This window comes from Mycobacterium sp. NGS69 (assembly GCF_059812165.1).
Genome location: NZ_JCALCD010000007.1, coordinates 189,841 through 205,563 on the forward strand (window position 1 = coordinate 189,841; position 15,723 = coordinate 205,563).

Annotated in this window: 18 protein-coding genes; 9 read left to right on the forward strand and 9 right to left on the reverse strand. The window is 67.7% G+C overall.

The genetic code is table 11. The features are described 5' to 3' along the window. Window positions 1-66 precede the first annotated feature (66 nt). Window positions 67-936 (forward strand): LysR family transcriptional regulator, encoded by an 870-nt coding sequence (locus AC5Y2S_RS21370; protein ID WP_499958215.1) that lies wholly within the window; start codon window positions 67-69, stop codon window positions 934-936. Between the two features lie 89 nt (window positions 937-1,025). On the opposite strand, the gene AC5Y2S_RS21375 is transcribed toward AC5Y2S_RS21370, so the two are convergent. Then, on the reverse strand, window positions 1,026-1,829 hold the full coding sequence (locus tag AC5Y2S_RS21375; protein WP_499958216.1) for an alpha/beta fold hydrolase: 804 nt from the start codon (window positions 1,827-1,829) through the stop codon (window positions 1,026-1,028). 86 nt (window positions 1,830-1,915) lie between these two features. Here AC5Y2S_RS21375 and AC5Y2S_RS21380 point away from each other — a divergent pair, with 86 nt between their 5' ends. Next, a complete protein-coding gene (locus AC5Y2S_RS21380) occupies window positions 1,916-2,251 on the forward strand; it encodes a DUF962 domain-containing protein (protein WP_499958217.1) in 336 nt (111 codons plus the stop codon). Continuing rightward, the gene (locus AC5Y2S_RS21385) at window positions 2,248-2,796 is read left to right on the forward strand and encodes a TetR/AcrR family transcriptional regulator (RefSeq protein ID WP_499958218.1); all 549 of its coding nucleotides are present in this window, start codon (window positions 2,248-2,250) and stop codon (window positions 2,794-2,796) included. Before AC5Y2S_RS21380 ends, AC5Y2S_RS21385 begins: the two co-directional genes overlap by 4 nt. Before the next feature lie 13 nt (window positions 2,797-2,809). On the opposite strand, the gene AC5Y2S_RS21390 is transcribed toward AC5Y2S_RS21385, so the two are convergent. Genes AC5Y2S_RS21390 through AC5Y2S_RS21405 form a run of 4 tightly spaced genes read right to left on the reverse strand, consistent with a single transcriptional unit; the run spans window position 2,810 to window position 5,819 of the window. After that, on the reverse strand, window positions 2,810-3,664 hold the full coding sequence (locus AC5Y2S_RS21390; protein WP_499958219.1) for a lipase family protein: 855 nt from the start codon (window positions 3,662-3,664) through the stop codon (window positions 2,810-2,812). A 19-nt stretch (window positions 3,665-3,683) separates the two neighbouring features. Continuing rightward, window positions 3,684-4,283 carry a YbhB/YbcL family Raf kinase inhibitor-like protein gene (locus AC5Y2S_RS21395; RefSeq protein WP_499958220.1) on the reverse strand — a complete coding sequence of 200 codons (600 nt, stop codon included), beginning with the start codon at window positions 4,281-4,283 and terminating at the stop codon, window positions 3,684-3,686. Between the two features lie 52 nt (window positions 4,284-4,335). Then, entirely contained in the window at window positions 4,336-4,779 is a 444-nt protein-coding gene (locus AC5Y2S_RS21400; protein ID WP_499958221.1) for an SRPBCC family protein, read from the reverse strand. 35 nt (window positions 4,780-4,814) lie between these two features. Further along, window positions 4,815-5,819: a zinc-binding dehydrogenase gene (locus AC5Y2S_RS21405; protein ID WP_499958222.1), complete on the reverse strand. Its 1,005-nt coding sequence runs from the start codon at window positions 5,817-5,819 to the stop codon at window positions 4,815-4,817. A gap of 97 nt (window positions 5,820-5,916) precedes the next feature. Between AC5Y2S_RS21405 and AC5Y2S_RS21410 the strand changes: the two genes are divergently transcribed. Further along, window positions 5,917-6,639 carry an MBL fold metallo-hydrolase gene (locus AC5Y2S_RS21410; protein ID WP_499958223.1) on the forward strand — a complete coding sequence of 241 codons (723 nt, stop codon included), beginning with the start codon at window positions 5,917-5,919 and terminating at the stop codon, window positions 6,637-6,639. Here the strand turns inward: AC5Y2S_RS21410 and AC5Y2S_RS21415 are convergent. Next, window positions 6,636-7,010: a hypothetical protein gene (locus tag AC5Y2S_RS21415; RefSeq protein ID WP_499958224.1), complete on the reverse strand. Its 375-nt coding sequence runs from the start codon at window positions 7,008-7,010 to the stop codon at window positions 6,636-6,638. The genes AC5Y2S_RS21410 and AC5Y2S_RS21415 overlap by 4 nt on opposite strands. Before the next feature lie 194 nt (window positions 7,011-7,204). Between AC5Y2S_RS21415 and aceA the strand changes: the two genes are divergently transcribed. The 3 genes from aceA (at window position 7,205) to AC5Y2S_RS21430 (ending at window position 11,491) form a co-directional block, all read left to right on the forward strand. Then, window positions 7,205-9,493: an isocitrate lyase ICL2 gene (gene aceA / locus AC5Y2S_RS21420; RefSeq protein ID WP_499958225.1), complete on the forward strand. Its 2,289-nt coding sequence runs from the start codon at window positions 7,205-7,207 to the stop codon at window positions 9,491-9,493. A 295-nt stretch (window positions 9,494-9,788) separates the two neighbouring features. Next, entirely contained in the window at window positions 9,789-10,181 is a 393-nt protein-coding gene (locus AC5Y2S_RS21425) for a hypothetical protein (protein ID WP_499958226.1), read from the forward strand. Between the two features lie 149 nt (window positions 10,182-10,330). Continuing rightward, the gene (locus tag AC5Y2S_RS21430) at window positions 10,331-11,491 is read left to right on the forward strand and encodes an LLM class flavin-dependent oxidoreductase (RefSeq protein ID WP_499958227.1); all 1,161 of its coding nucleotides are present in this window, start codon (window positions 10,331-10,333) and stop codon (window positions 11,489-11,491) included. Here AC5Y2S_RS21430 and AC5Y2S_RS21435 read toward each other — a convergent pair. Further along, window positions 11,488-11,994, reverse strand: coding sequence for a hypothetical protein (locus AC5Y2S_RS21435; protein WP_499958228.1), 507 nt, complete (start codon window positions 11,992-11,994; stop codon window positions 11,488-11,490). The two genes, AC5Y2S_RS21430 and AC5Y2S_RS21435, sit on opposite strands and share 4 nt — an antisense overlap. A gap of 170 nt (window positions 11,995-12,164) precedes the next feature. Between AC5Y2S_RS21435 and AC5Y2S_RS21440 the strand changes: the two genes are divergently transcribed. After that, the gene (locus AC5Y2S_RS21440; protein WP_499958229.1) at window positions 12,165-12,521 is read left to right on the forward strand and encodes a hypothetical protein; all 357 of its coding nucleotides are present in this window, start codon (window positions 12,165-12,167) and stop codon (window positions 12,519-12,521) included. 34 nt (window positions 12,522-12,555) lie between these two features. On the opposite strand, the gene AC5Y2S_RS21445 is transcribed toward AC5Y2S_RS21440, so the two are convergent. Continuing rightward, window positions 12,556-13,023 (reverse strand): SRPBCC family protein, encoded by a 468-nt coding sequence (locus tag AC5Y2S_RS21445; protein ID WP_499958230.1) that lies wholly within the window; start codon window positions 13,021-13,023, stop codon window positions 12,556-12,558. 74 nt (window positions 13,024-13,097) lie between these two features. Next, window positions 13,098-14,477: an IS607 family element RNA-guided endonuclease TnpB gene (tnpB, locus tag AC5Y2S_RS21450; protein WP_499958231.1), complete on the reverse strand. Its 1,380-nt coding sequence runs from the start codon at window positions 14,475-14,477 to the stop codon at window positions 13,098-13,100. Window positions 14,478-14,639: 162 nt separating this feature from the next. Between tnpB and AC5Y2S_RS21455 the strand changes: the two genes are divergently transcribed. Then, window positions 14,640-15,722 (forward strand): serine hydrolase domain-containing protein, encoded by a 1,083-nt coding sequence (locus tag AC5Y2S_RS21455; RefSeq protein WP_499958232.1) that lies wholly within the window; start codon window positions 14,640-14,642, stop codon window positions 15,720-15,722. Window position 15,723: the final 1 nt, after the last annotated feature.

Consider the following 15,723-nt stretch of genomic DNA (forward strand, 5'->3'; position numbering starts at 1 on the left):
TACGACGCTAGGTCCACCGACGTCCGCTGTGAAATGCCTGCTGTAATCGATCTATGCTTGTCAGACATGGGCGGTCTGGATAGCGGCCGGGTCGAGCTGCGCCACCTGAGGGCGTTCGAGGCGGTGGCGCGAATGAAGTCATACACGCAGGCCGCGGAGGAGCTCAGCATCACCCAGCCCGCCCTGAGCCGCACCATTCAACAGCTGGAAGACGCGCTTGGCGTGACGCTGCTGGACCGCAGTTCGCGGCACGTCGAGACGACGCAGGCCGGCCGGACATTCCTCGACCACGTCGAACGGGTCCTCGCCGAGCTGGAACGCGGCCTCGCAGCCGTTCGCCGGCAGGCAAGCATCCGCCTCGGGTTCAGCTGGTTGCTGCCCGACCCGTGGGCGCAGGACACCGTCGCCCGCTTCGAACTTGCCACCGGGACGACGGTCAGGCTGATTCGCACCGACGATGCGCTCAACGCGGTGCAGCAGGGGAAGGTTGACGTCGCCGTCGTGCGCGGACAGGTGACCGCGACGGCCGTGCGGGTCGTCCACCTGTTCGACGAATCTCGTGTGGCGGTGTGTGCTGTGCACTCGGCGCTGGCGGGGCGATCGGAGCTGGATTGGGCCGAGGTGCCGCGCTGGCCGCTGGTCGTCAACACCGCCAGCGGCACCACCGGCCCGTGGTCCTGGCCCGCGGGCGCCGGACCGGAAACGATCGTGGAGACAGCGAATTTCGACGAATGGATCGAGTCCGTCGCCGCCGACCGCGGCATCGGCGTGATCCCCGACGTCGCCGTCAGGCGCAACATCCACCCCGGGGTGCGGTTCATCCCGCTGCACGGAGCGCCGCAGAGCCCCGTCGCGCTGGCGTTTCTGCCGCGCGGCCGCAACGCCGTGCTGCGCCGCTTCGTCGAGGCGGCCGTCGAGAGCGCGCAAGGGTCATGATGGGCCTTCTTCGCGAAACTTAAACGGGTGCGACGCTTTTCGGCGTGTCGTGGCAGCCATTGCGGTGTCGCGGCGCCACCACGCAACAATCACCGCCGCAGGCTGACCGATTCCAGGAACGGCTCGGCGACGGCGAGAAAGCCGGCGGGATCCGACGAGAACACCACGTGACCGGTGTCGAGGATCTCCAGGCGGGAGCCGGCGATGGCGTCGTGCGTCGCGCGGCCGGCCCGCAGCGGTATCGCGATGTCCTTCTTGCCCCACACGATGAGGGTGGGCACGGACAGCTCGGCGGCGCGGTCGCGCAGGTCGTGCTCGGGCGTGGCGAAGCTTCGCCACAGCGCCGCTCCGGTGCGGATGCCCTCGGGAGTTTTCGCCACCGCGGTCGCACGCTCGACGATCCGCCGGTCGTTGTCGGTCCTGGCCTTCATGTAACCGCGGACAAATAGGGGAGCGGCCCGGCGGAAGACCGCCGGCGTGCCGAGCATTCGGCAAAAGCCCCGGACCGCGGGGGTCAACGGCACGAACCCGCCCGTGTTGACCAGCACCAGACCCGCGACGCAGCCGGGGCGGGTGATCGCCAGCCGCGCGGCCGCGAACCCGCCGACCGAGTTCCCGATCACCACGACCCCGGACAGGTCCAAGGCGTCGACGACGTCTTCGAGCACGTCTGCGAAGAGCGGTGCGCTGGCCTCCATGGGGGGGCTGACCGGATCGGATTCGCCGTGCCCGGGCCAGTCCAGCGCGATGGTGCGGTAGTTCCGGGCGAGCGCGTCGACGATCGGGTCGAAGTCGTGCCGGTCATGCAGTGAGGCGTGGAGCAGCAAAAGAGTTGGGCCACTTCCGGATTCGTGGTAGGCAACGCGTCCCGCCCGGGTTTGGATGGTTGGCATGGAGAGTCCTCTCGTACGATTGACCGACTGGTCGGTCATGGCGTACGCTACAACGAGAGGAACGCCTTGACAAGGAGGGAATCGAGATGGAACAAGCCCCGCCTCCCGAAGCACCGTTCGCGGAGAAGATGACCTATTACCGAACGCAGCACACCTCGAAGGGGGTACGGGCGGTGCACCGCGTCGGCATCCCGATCATCGCGGCCGGACTGCCGCTGTTGTTCGCCAGGCCGAAGGTCGGTGCCACCATGTTCGTCGGTGGCTGGGCCATGAACATCCTCGGTCACCGAGTATTCGAGAAGAACCTCCCGTCGACCCACAAAGGGTGGCTCACTTACCAGCTCACTGGGGTAATCGACGTGTGCGAACAGTACGGCGACATGCTGGCCCGGCGAAGCCAGCGCAGGGCGGACGCGCGGTGAGGCCGCCCGAGCCGGGACGAAATGCGCTGCTGGACGCGGGGCAGCGGCTGCTGGGATCGGCCGACCTGGCGCGGATCTCGGTCAACGCGATCGTCGCCGAGGCCGGCATGGCGAAAGGCAGCTTCTACCAGCATTGGCCCAGCCGCGCGGAATACGTGCGGGCCTTGCACGCCCGGTTCCATGACGACCTGCAGGACTCGATCGCCGCCGCCGGCGGCGACCTGCCGCCCGGCCGCGAGCGACTGGAGGCGGGGATGAACGCCTACCTCGACGGCTGCCTGGCCGAGCCGGCCACCAAGGCGCTGCTCGTCCAGTCGCGCACCGAAGCCGGGCTGACCGACTTGGTCGCCGCGCGCAACGAGAGCGCGGCCGCGCAGATCGTGCCCGACCTGGTCGCGCTCGGATGGTCGAACCCGGAACCGGTCGCGGCGCTGCTCGTTGCGGCGGTCGCGGAAATCGCCCTGATAGAGCTCGCCGCCGGTAAGCGCGACAAGCAGCTGCGCCGGGGTTTGCTTCGGCTCGCCACCCGGACACCCGCGGACTAGGGGGCCGCTGGGTTCAGGGTTTGCAGGCGGGTTCCAGGGGCAGCACCGCGCCGCCGGACTGCAGGGACACCAGGTACAGGTAGGTCGCGAGCGAATGTTCGCAGGACACCGAGTATTTGACCAGAACCTTCGGCGGAAGCGGCAACAGCCGAACCGGGTTGAACCAGTACGGGTTCAGCACGTGTTCGTAGTCCACCGGGGGAGGCAACGCGGTGACGATGTCCAGGCGGTTCGCGATGCGGGACGAGTCCTTCACCACCTGGTCGAAGGTGGCGGCGAACAGCGAATCGCCGGTACGCGGGCTGCCATAGGTGTAGACGGCCGGCGTGGTGAACGCCGTGTTCGCCGCCACATCGAGGGCCAGCAGCGTCGCCAGGGCCCCGCCCAGGCTGTGGCCGCAGATCGTCAGTGCGCCAACGGCTTTCGGGAAAGTAAGCTTTGCGAGCGCGTCGACCACCTTCGGCGAATCCTGCGTGGGTCCCGTCCGCAGGGATTCGTACATGTCGGTGAAGCCGTCCTCGGTGTTGCCGGCGCCGACCAGGAACGGGCATGGCACCAGGCCGAACTCGGCGTCGTGAATCCATTCCAGCCACCCTTCGGTGCCACGGATCGCGATCGCCACGTCGCCGGTCTTGGTCTCCTGGCAGATCAGCCCGATGGAGACCTCGTCGTCGGCCCGGGCCGGGTTCATGTCGGTCGCCAGGTCGTTCGCGTAGATCGTCGTGACGATCGTGTAGTCGACGCCGCCGGCGCTCAACGCGTGACCGGCCCGGTTCGTCAAATCGCCGGGCGGTGTCGCGTAGGTGGCGTTGACGAGCTGGCCGAATTGTATTGCCCGCGTTGCATCTAAGGTCGGTTGTGCCGGCATGGCGCCCCCGCTCGGATCATCAGCCTTCGAAGGTTCCGGTGAACTGCGCCTGTCCGTGTCCGGTGGTGGCCTGCGTTATCGCCTGTGCCGCTTGCACGCCCGCCAGTCCCGCGGGGAGTTGGTAGTTAGCGGGGAGCTGGTAGAGGGTGAACCGATAGTGGTGCACCCCGGTGCCCGCGGGCGGGCAGGGGCCGGTGTAGCCGGCCTGGCCCGCCGAGTTCGGCAGGCTGCTGCCGCCGGCGGGGCTCTGGCCGTCGCCGGTGCTTCCCGGGCCGGGCGGGATCCCGACAACAATCCAGTGGACGTAGAGCCCGCGCGGCGCATCGGGGTCGTCGACGACGAGCGCCCCGCCCAACGGCGCCGACCACGTCAAGGGCGGCGCGACGTTGGCTCCCTTGCAGGTGTACTGCGCGGGGATCGGCGCGCCGTCGGCGAACGCCGGACTACTGAACGTCACCGGTCCGGTGCCGGGCGCTTGGGCGACGGTCCGGGCCAGGGTCGTCACTTTCGGTGTCTGCGGGCCCGTCGTCCGGCTGCCACCCTGGCCGCCGCAGCCGGCAAGCGCGACGAGGAGCGCCAGCCCGGCGGCGACCGGCGCGGTGCGGTGAAGTGATTCCATACCCGATAGTGTCGCGCGCCGACGGTTGGTCGGGAAGGACCCGTTTCGGAACCTACCTGCCGGCCTTGACTTCGAGCACGCGCTTACGCAGGCCGTCGGTCGCGGTCTCCATCAGGCCCTTGGTCCCCCTTTTGACCAGAAATCCGGGGACCGGAACGGACAGGTCCACGGTCAGGTCGAAACGCACCCGGGTGGAATCGCCGTCGGGCGTCAGGGTGTAACGGCCCTCCTGCGCGCGCTGCTGTTTGGAGCTCTCCAGCGTCCAGCCCACGCCGTCGTCGTGAACCGAATAATCGAGCACCTGCTCGTCGCTGACGCCCACGATCTTCACCGTCTGCCGCGATTTGCTCGGATGGCCGTCCGCGTCGCGTTCCAGGATTTCGACCTTCTTGTGAAACGAGGACCACTCGGTCAAGGACTCGAGGTCGAACAGCACGTCCATGATTTCGTCGGGCGTCGCGTCGATGACAACTTCGCGGGAATCGGTGATAGCCATGACGGATTAGATAGCCAATGTCGCGGCGCTAAAACTCATGGCACCAGCACGACCTTGCCGACGTTCTCCCGGGCCGCCAGGATCCGGTGCGCTTCCGGCGCCTCGGCGAACGGGACCGCCGCATGGACGACGGGGGCGATCGTGCCGTCGCCGAGCGCCTCCGCCAGGGGAGTGATCCACGGCTCGAGCGTGCCGCGGTCGTCCCACAGCCGCAGCATGTTGATGCCGATCACGGCCTTCGACTCCGAGAGCTGATCGAGCAGGTTGAAACCGCGCAGCATCGCCAAGGCATGCGGCGCGGCCACACGCAGCGACCGCTTCTCACCATGTTGCATGTTCGAAATGCCATAGCCCACAAGCCTTCCGCCCGGACGGAGCAAGGCATAGGACCGCCGCAGCGACGTGCCGCCCAGCGCATCGAGCACCAGATCGTACGGTCCCAGGCCCTTCCACCAGCCGCCGCGGCGGTAATCGATGCACCGGTCGACGCCCAGATCGGCCAGCTTCGCGTGCTTTGCGGGCGACGCGGTGCCGTGCACCTCGGCCCCGGCGGCCTTCGCGAATTGGACGGCGGCGATGCCCACCCCGCCGGCCGCGGCGTGCACCAGCACCCGCTCGCCGGCGCGCAGCGACCCGTAACCGTGCAGCGCCGCCCAGGCGGTCGCGTAGTTCACCGGGACGGCGGCGCCCTGCTCGAAGCTCAACGCGTCGGGAAGCGCGACGGAATCGTTCGCCGCCACGTTGACCACCTCCGAGTAGCCGCCGAATCGCGTGCCCGCCAACACGCGTTCGCCGACGCGGTCGGGGTCGACACCGTCGCCGACGGCCTCGACCGTCCCGGCGACCTCGTAGCCGACCACCGCCGGGAGCTTCGGCGCATCGGGATACAGGCCGACGCGGGCCAGGTGGTCGGCGAAGTTGACGCCGGCCGCCCGCACCGCGACCCGCAACTGCCCGGGGCCCGGTGGCGGCGGGTCCGGCCGCTCCTGCACCCGCAGCACAGACGGGTCGCCGTGCTTGGTGATGACGACTGCGCGCATCGTGTGATGGTCGCACACGCCGCGGGTTCGCCAGGGCGGGAAGGACGCGATCACAGGCCCCTGCCGCCGCGGCACGAACCGGGCTACCGTCCTCCTTGTGCAGTTGGCTTGGGAACGACTGACCGACACGGTGCATCGCTGCCGGCTGGCGTTCTGCGACGTCACGGTCGGGCTGGTGCAGGGCGCCGGCGGAGCGCTGATCGTCGACACCGGAACCACCCTCGCCGAAGCGGCCGCCATCGACGCCGATGCGCGACGGCTCACCGGGCGCCACGTGACTCACGTTGTGCTGACGCACAAGCACTTCGACCATGTCCTGGGTTGCTCGGCGTTCGGCGGCGCCGAAATCCATTGCGCGCCTGAGGTAGTCGAATATCTCACGTCGCGCACCGGACACCTTCGCGAACACGCGCTGAGCTACGGGGCGAACGCCGCCGAGGTCGATCGCGCGATTTCGGCGCTGCGGCCACCCCGGTGCGGTCTGTACGAAACCGAGATCGACCTCGGCGACCGCACGGTGACAGTGACCTACCCGGGGCGCGGCCACACGAACGCGGACCTGGTCGTGGTGGTGCCCGCCCGCGACGATGCGGGTGAGCCGGTCGTGGTGTTCACCGGTGATCTCGTCGAGGAGTCCGCCGACCCGTACGTCGACGCCGATTCGGATCTGGCGGCCTGGCCGGCAACCCTTGATCGATTGCTCGAGATAGGTGGTCCCCAGGCTGTCTACGTCCCGGGCCACGGGAAGACCGTCGACGCCGAATTCGTCCGCCGGCAGCGGGATTGGCTGAAGAAACGCGGGCGCTCGGCGCCCGGCTAGGCGCCGGCGGTTGTGCAGGCCGCGATGAGCGCGTCGGGATCGGTAACGCTGACCCACAAGGATCGCAGCGTCACCGATCTGATCCAGACTTTCGCCTGCACCGGGGGCTCGATCGTCAACGCCACCAGCCCCTTGCCCGAACCGTTGACCAACCAGCGGCCTCCCGAGTAATGCACGCCCCAGGTGAAGACGCGCTCGTCGGCCGCTTCGGCCTTGGTGATGGATGTCAGGGGGATGTCGGCCTCGAAAGCCCAGCCCATCTTGACGTGCAGCACCCCTTCGTCCAACCGGATCTCGCTGTGGCGGGGGCCAAGTCCGACCGGAATCGCCAACGGAAGATACCAACGCTCAAAGCGCAAGCTCGTCTGCACGATACGGAGACTACCGATCGCTGACCCACTTTGCTGGATATTGCGCGGGGAAGCCGCCGAGCGCGGCGGGTCCGGTCGGCCGGAGTACGGCCCGGCAACAGTTCCGATTCGGGACCATTGCCCCCTGATTGAACCGCCGTGTCCGGGGATAAACTCACGGTCAGCCGATTCGCGCTGAAGAGGAGCGTCATCCCATGGCCATCATCGAAACGGACACCGAGGTCCGCACGCCGTTCGAGCAGGACGTCGAGGCTACGCAGCGATACTTCGAGGGTTCGCGCTTTGCCAGGATCACCCGCCTGTACACGGCCCGCCAAGTCGCCGAGCAGCGCGGCACCATTCCGACCGACTACACCGTGGCCCGGGAAGCGGCGGCGGCGTTTTACGACCGGCTGCGCGAACTCTTCGCGGCGAAGAAGAGCATCACGACGTTCGGCCCGTACTCGCCGGGCCAGGCGGTCAGCATGAAACGGATGGGAATCGAGGGCATCTACCTCGGCGGCTGGGCGACCTCGGCCAAGGGCTCCACCACCGAAGACCCCGGGCCGGACCTCGCCAGTTACCCGCTGAGCCAGGTGCCCGAAGACGCCGCGGTCCTGGTGCGCGCGCTTCTCACCGCGGACCGCAATCAGCAGTACCAGCTGCAACAGATGAGCAAGCGGCAGCGCGCCACAGCCAGACAGTATGACTACCGGCCGTTCATCATTGCCGACGCCGACACCGGTCACGGCGGAGATCCGCACGTGCGCAACCTGATCCGCCGGTTCGTCGAGGTCGGCGTGCCGGGTTACCACATCGAGGATCAGCGTCCGGGCACCAAGAAGTGCGGTCATCAGGGCGGCAAGGTTCTGGTGCCGTCCGACGAACAGATCAAGCGGCTCAACGCCGCCCGCTTCCAGCTCGACGTCATGCGGGTGCCGGGCATCATCGTCGCGCGTACCGACGCAGAGGCGGCCAACCTGATCGACAGCAACTCCGACGAGCGCGACCAGGCGTTCCTGCTCGGAGCCACCAACCTGGGCATTCCGTCCTACAAGGCCTGTTTCCTGGCGCTGATGCGCCGCTTCTACGAGCTAGGCGTCAAGGAGCTGAACGGTCACCTCTTGTATGCCCTCGCCGACAGCGAGTACGGCATCGCCAACGCGTGGCTGGAACGGCAAGGGATCCTCGGCGTGGTCTCCGACGCCGTCAACACCTGGCGGGAGAACGGGAAGGACTCGATCGACGACCTCTTCGATCAGGTCGAGTCGCGGTTCATCGCCGCCTGGGAGGACGACGCCGGGCTGATGACCTACAGCGACGCCGTTGCCGAAGTACTGGCCTTCGGCGAACGCGAAGACGAGCCGGCGACCATGACCCCCGACCAGTGGCGGACGTTCGCCGCGCGGACGTCCCACTACGCCGCCCGGGAGAAGGCGAGGGAGTTGGGCGCCGCGCCCGACTGGAGCCCAGAGCTTGCGCGGACTCCCGAGGGCTATTACCAGGTCCGGGGCGGCATTCCGTACGCGATCGCCAAGTCGCTCGCGGCGGCGCCGTTCGCCGACATCCTCTGGATGGAAACCAAGACAGCGGATCTGGCCGACGCCCGGCAGTTCGCCGAGGCGATCCACGCCGAGTTCCCGGACCAGATGCTGGCCTACAACCTCTCGCCATCGTTCAACTGGGACACCACCGGGATGACCGATGAGGAGATGAAGCAGTTTCCCGTCGAGCTCGGCAAGATGGGCTTCGTCTTCAACTTCATCACCTACGGCGGCCACCAGATCGATGGCGTCGCCGCCGAGGAGTTCGCCACGGCGCTGCGGCAGGACGGCATGCTGGCGCTGGCGCGCCTGCAGCGCAAGATGCGCCTGGTCGAGTCTCCTTACCGGACGCCGCAAACCCTGGTGGGTGGCCCGCGCAGCGACGCGGCGCTGGCCGCCTCCTCGGGCCGCACCGCGACCACCAAGGCCATGGGGAAGGGCTCGACCCAGCATCAGCACCTGGTGCAGACCGAGGTGCCGAAGAAGCTGCTGGAGGAATGGTTGACGCTCTGGAGCGACCACTACCAGCTGGGCGAGAAGCTCCGCGTGCAGTTGCGGCCGCGTCGCGCCGGCTCGGATGTGCTGGAACTCGGCATCTACGGCAACGGGGATGAGCAGTTGGCCAACGTCGTCGTCGACCCCATCAAGGATCGCCACGGCCGCAGCATCCTTCAGGTCCGCGACCAGAACACGTTCGCCGAGAAGCTGCGCCAGAAGCGGCTGATGACCCTGATCCACCTCTGGCTGGTGCACCGCTTCAAGGCCGACGCCGTCATCTACGTCACCCCGACCGAGGACAACCTCTATCAGACCTCGAAGATGAAGTCCCACGGCATCTTCAGCGAGGTTTACCAGGAGGTCGGCGAGATCATCGTCGCCGAGGTGAACCGCCCACGCATCGCCGAGCTGCTGGCTGCCGACCGCGTGGCGCTGCGGAAGCTGATCACCAAGGAAGACTAGGGCGACTCGCGGCGGCGCCGTCGGGCATTTGCTGGCGGCGCCGTGCCGTCGCGGCGTGCCCGGCGCCCAGGCCCGCCATCCGCGGAATGCGCTTCGGCTCGCATTCGTACGCCCGCTGCGACGGCGGCACAACCCGACGAAACCGCGCCCGCGGCCCACACCGTCGTGCACACCGCCACCCTCGCCTCCTGCGTGTCCGGCCTCGACTGCTGAGCCGGCCGACCCGTTTGCGACGGCGAATGCCGGGGTACGGAGAAGTGGACCGCATGAGAGTGGCGCGAGTGGGGAGTTGGCGATGAGATCTGGAGCTAGGAATGCCGTCGCGCTTTTCGGCGGCACGGCGATGCTCGTGCTGGCCGTCGGATGTGGCGGCGGCGGTAAGGGGCCGAGCAGCAGCAGCACGACGCCATCCACCACCACCACTCCGTCGTCCAGCGTGGCGCCCGCGCCGTCCACGGCGCCGGGCGGACCGACCGGCGGCGGTGGTCCTGGCGGCGGGGGCGGCGGTGTCCCCGGTGGCCCGACCGGCGGCGGCGGCCCCGGCGGCGGCGGTGGCAGCATTCCCGGTGGCCCGACCGGCGGCGGCGGCCCCGGCGGCGGGAGCGGCAGCATCCCCGGCGTCGGTGGCGGCGGCGGAGGGCCGGGCGGCGGCGGAGGTTGCATCGGCAACATCTGCGGCGGCGGCTAAAACATCGCCACGGCGAGGACTTGCTCCCAAGCCGGTGGGGCCATGTGAATCTGGCCCCGCCGGCTGAGCAATATCTGGGGTCCGCCCTTTTGCGGTAACCAACGGCGGCTTGGGTTATGGTTCGGGCAACTCGACGCAAGGGGACGCCAATGGCCAAGCTCAGGTTCGGATATTTCATCGCCCCGTTCCACCGGGCCGGCACGAATCCGACGCTGGCTTTGCAGCGCGATCTCGAGTTCGTCGAGCACCTCGACGCGGTCGGCTTCGACGAGGCCTGGATCGGCGAGCATCACTCGGCGGGCAGCGAGATCATCAGCTCCCCGGAAGTCTTCATCGCCGCGGCCGCCGAACGCGCCAAGCGGATTCGCTTTGGCACCGGGGTCATTTCGCTCGCGTATCACAACCCGCTCTGGGTCGCCGACCGGTTGATGCTGCTGGATCACCTCACGCACGGGCGCGTGATCGGCGGGATGGGACCCGGCTCCCTCCCGACGGATTCCGGGATGATCGGGCTGAACCCCACCGACACGCGCGAGCTGCTGGAGACCAACCTCGACATCGTCGTGCGGTTGCTGGCGGGGGAGACGGTGAGCGCGAAAACCGCTACGCACCAGCTCTATGACGCCAAGTTGCAGCTCGCCCCGTACTCCGACGGCGGGATCCCGCTGGCGGTCGCCGCGGTCGCCTCGCCGACCGGGGCGCGGCTGGCCGGCAAGCACGGCATCGGGCTGCTGTCCATCGGGGCGACGCTGATCGTCGAAGGCTTCGACGCGCTGTCCTACCACTGGGGCATCGTCGAGGAGCGCGCCGCGGCCTTCGGCACGCAGGTCGACCGCAAGGACTGGAGCCTGGTCGGGCCGATGCACATCGCCGAGACGGACGAGCAGGCCCGCGCCGACGTGAAATTCGGCATCGAGTCGTGGTTCAACTACTTCCAGAAGGTAGCGGCCTTCCCGCAGATGACCATGCCGGGGGAGCAGCTCGACGAGATGATCGACATCATCAACGAGAGCGGGGCCGGCGTGATCGGCACGCCCGAACGGGCGCGGGCCCAGGTGCAGCGGCTCTGGGACCAATCCGGTGGATTCGGCTGCTTCCTGCAGATGGGCCACGAGTGGGCCAACCCCGCCGCCACCAAGCGGTCCGCCGAGCTGTTCGCCGCCGAGGTGATTCCACACTTCCAGGGTCAGGCGCAGCCGACGCTGGACGCCGCCGCGCGCGCCGGGCAGGTGCGCGAGGGCCTCGCGCAGTCTCAGCTGCAGGCCGTCGAGCACATGACCAAGAAGTATGAAAGCGAGAAAAGCGGCTAAGGGTTTTCCGTCGTCACCGGGTTGGGGGTCGCCGGGTTCGTTACCCCGGGAAGCTGGCCCGGCCAGGGCGGCAGCCCGGTGTTCGGTTCGGACGTCGGCGCCACTTCCACCGGAACGCATTTCTTCGGGTGAAGCGCGTTTTTCCAGGCGCCGGGCGGGTTCGGCGCGGCCGACAGCGCGCCGTCCGGGCAGCGGAACGAACACGAACCCTCCAGAACGCCCAGCGGAGTGATGACCGAGGCGCTGAAGATGAGGATGTTGACGCCGCCGACCCCCTGCACGGCGCCGCCGCCGTACTCGCAGTGCCAGTGACTACCGTTCTCCTCCACCGGGAAGTCGCACCAGTAGTGATAGGCCCCCATGTCCATGCCCGATCCGCCCACACCGGGGTAGTCGCACAAGCCGGGGCCGGGGACGTTTCCGCCGATATCCGCCTGGGCCACGGGAACGCTCAGAACTAGCCAGGCGGCGGCCGCTATGCCGAAAATAACGAATCGTTTCATTCGTTCACCTCATCGAAGCGACCGACGTGCAGGGCAAAACCAAACACGACGCCCTTAGTATTTGGCCCCCCGTGTCTCGTTTTAAACCTTTTCGATGTCCAGCTCGATCTCATATGCGAGCGACAGCCCCTTCTCAGCCTGCGGCTAGCGACAGGGCAGATACCTGAGGGATGGCAACCACCGCCCCCGATCGGCGCCGGCGACTACGAATGGTGCGGCTGGTATTGGCCGGGGCCGCGATCCTGGCGATGATCGCATTGTTCGACGCCGCGCGCCCCGATACGCACACGGCGCCCGCGTCCGTGCGCCTGACGGACCTGGTCCTGCCGGCCCCCGCCAGCGGTCCCTTCGGGGGCTTCGCCACCGACGGCGACGACGACTGGGCTCAGGAACAGGAACAGCTCGCGCTGCAGCAGATGCAACAGTCCATGCAGCAGGCCGAGCAGCAAAACGAAGCGGCCCAGCAGCAGTTCCTACAGGACATGCAGCAGGCCCAGCTCACCGAGCAGCAGGCCAACAATCCCTAACCAGATCGAAAGGCCTTGCGCGCCATGGCAATCGCTATCGTCCGCCGTGCGATTCGCGCTCGGCCGCCTTCACCAGCCGGCCCGCGAAGAACCGGACCGCGCCGCCCATGGCCGCCCGCATCATCGGACCCGTCCCGGGAACTCCCTCGACGAACTCGCCGGTCCAGCGAATGTCGGTGCCACCGGCAGGATTCGGGGTGAAGATGACCTCACCGGAGTAATCCTTGGCGGGGCTGGGCGGGCCGACCAGCTTGTAGGCGTGGCGGTGATCCTGCTCGTAGGCGACGGTTTCCTCCTGCACGAGCAAGGGCCACATGCCCACCTTGCGGATGGATCCGACGCCGCCCGGCGCGGGATCCCCCTGACGCGCCCAACTCGACTGAAGGACGATCGGCTTGGCCCACTTTGACCAGTTGGCACCGTCGGCCACCAGCCGGAACAAGGTGGCCGCGGGCGCGCTGCTGGTCCGGTTGATCTCGAACGAGAACTTACGACCCGACATCCCGACTCCCTGAAGATCGCTGAGTGACCCGGATGGCACTGCCGCGTACCGTTGCAAGTCAGTGATTTTAGTGGTCACGCGACTTGCACCCCGTCTCGGGGTTGTTCGGCAGCCTTGCGGCTGCGTCCCTTCCGCGCTTCACGGCCACCGGCCGGGCGGCGCCCGGTCTTATGGTCGGCTCCACGCTTGACGGCGGCCCCAACTAGGCCGACGACGCTAGGTGTTTCCTCGTAGCGTGCAAGGTTCACGGCGGCATTGTCATCACGCTGGTGCGTCATCGAACAGCCGCCACATTGCCACTTTCCTTCCCAGCCGATGTCCTGCACATGGCCGCAAGAGTGACACGTCTTCGACGACGGGAACCACCGGTCGGCGACCAGCAGTATCGACCCGTACCAGCCCGTCTTATAGGCGAGGTGCCGCCGCGGTGTGCCCAACGATGCATCTGACAGGCCCCGCCTACGTGCACGGGCACCCGGTAATCCCTTCTGCCGCAGCATCCCCGCCGCATCCAGCCCTTCGACAACGATGCGGCCGTGAGTTTTAGCCAAACGCGTTGTCAGACAGTGGAGATGGTGGGTACGGACATCATGCACCCGGCGATGCAGCCGAGAAATCCTCGCGGTGCGCTCACGGTAGCGCCGCGAGCCTTTCGTGCAGCGCGAACGGGCACGGCTGACGTGCCGCAGCTCTTTGAGCGCCGCATCGAGTGGCCGTGGATTCGGCACTCGTTCAAGCACCATGCCATCCTCGTTGGCTACCGTAGCAAGGCGCCGCACCCCGACATCAACACCAACCCGTGAACCGGGGTGTGCCACCTTCGGTTGCTGCGGACGCTGCACGAGGACCCGAACACTCGCGTCCAGCCGGGTGCCGCTACGGCGCACCGTGATCGCCAGCACCCGCGCCCGACCTTTGGCGATGAGCCGCTCAATCCGGCGCGTGTTCTCGTGCGTACGGACGGTCCCGATTACCGGAAGCGTCAGGTGGCGGCGATCAAGTTCGACGCGCATCGCTCCGGTCGTGAACGTCACGCGGTCCTCGTCGCATCCCTTCTTCTTGAACCGGGGAAACCCCATTGTTTTGCCGTCGCGTTTGCCTGATCGGGAGCTCTGCCAGTTCCAGTAGGCGTCGACCGCCCCACCGATACCGTCGGCATAGGCCTCTTTGGAACATTCGCTCCACCACACCGTGCCAGTGTCGGCGTCGACGCACACCTCGTTCTTGACTGAATTCCAGCGCTTCCGCAATACCCGAAGCGATGGTTTCGCCGTCTCTACCCCGCTGGCGTGCCACGCCTCGATGTCGGCTTTCAGGGCCGCGACAGTCCAGTTGTACGCCTTACGCCGGGCACCGAAATGTCGCGCCAACATCCGCGATTGATCATCGGTCGGGTCCAGCGTGAATCGGAACGCCTGCAGCGTGCAACCCTCAGCGATCTCGAACTTTGCCATCACGCCGCCTCGCGTTGCCCGCCAGATTCACACCACCGTTCCTACAGCAAACCACCGACAAACCAATGACCACTCAAGCCGCAACAGCTGACAGCCCTACCTCGACCACCTCGAAGCGCCGTTTCTCTGCGGGGCCTCGCGCCGAGCGCAATCATTCACGGTATGGCTCGGCGGTTCGCGTTTCTCGCGGTGTTGCTGCTGGTCGGTGCCTGCGCCGGGGGACGCGGACCCGCGCCCACCACCACGCCGACAACCGATCACGGCGACGCGGCGGCCCGCAGCCAGAGCGTGCTGGACGACGCTATCGAGGCCCGCGCGCCGGGGTGCTCGGCCGCGGTCGGCGTCAAGGGAAAGGTGGTGTGGACGGGCGTTCGCGGCGTCGCCGACATGTCGAACGGTGCGGCCATCACCGCGCACACGGTGTTCGACATCGCCTCGGTGTCCAAACAGTTCACCGCGACCGGGCTCCTCTTGCTCGTCGCCGCCGGCAAACCGGCCCTCGGCGACCCCGTGTCCCGCTACATCCCCGAGCTGCCGACGTGGTCCACCACCGTCACCGTCGGGCAGCTGATGCACCAGACGAGCGGAATCCCCGAATATGTCGGGCTGCTCGAGGCGCAGGGTTATCAGCTCGGCGACCGCACCACCGAGGACGAGGCCATGCGGGCGCTGGTCGCCGTGCCGAAGCTGGAATTTCAGCCCGGTTCCCAATTCGAGTACTCCAACTCCAACTACCTGCTGCTCGGCGAGATCGTCCGCCGCGTCGCGCGGGAACCGCTGCCGCAGTTCCTCGCCGAACAGATCTTCGGTCCGCTCGGCCTGGCCATGGTCCTCGACCCCACCGGTCCGATTGCCGAGAAGGCCGTCTCATACGAGAAGAGCGGTAACGGGTACCGGGAGACCGACCCCCGTTGGGAGCAGGTCGGTGACGGCGGAATTCAAACCACGCCAGGCCAATTGGTCGGGTGGGCCGACAACTACCGGACCGGCCGGGTGGGCGGCGCCGCGCTCCTGGATGCGCAGCTCGCCGGCGCGGTGCCCACCGAACCGGGCGGCGCCGACCGGTACGGAGCCGGAATCTACTTGATGGGCAACGGCACGCTCGATCATGACGGCGCATGGGCCGGGTTCGTGACGGCATTCCGTGTGAGCAAGGACCGAAACACGTCCCTGGCCATCAGCTGCAACACCGACAGGCAAGACCCCGAAACCCTGGCCGACTCGCTGGCCAAACTGTGGATGTAGC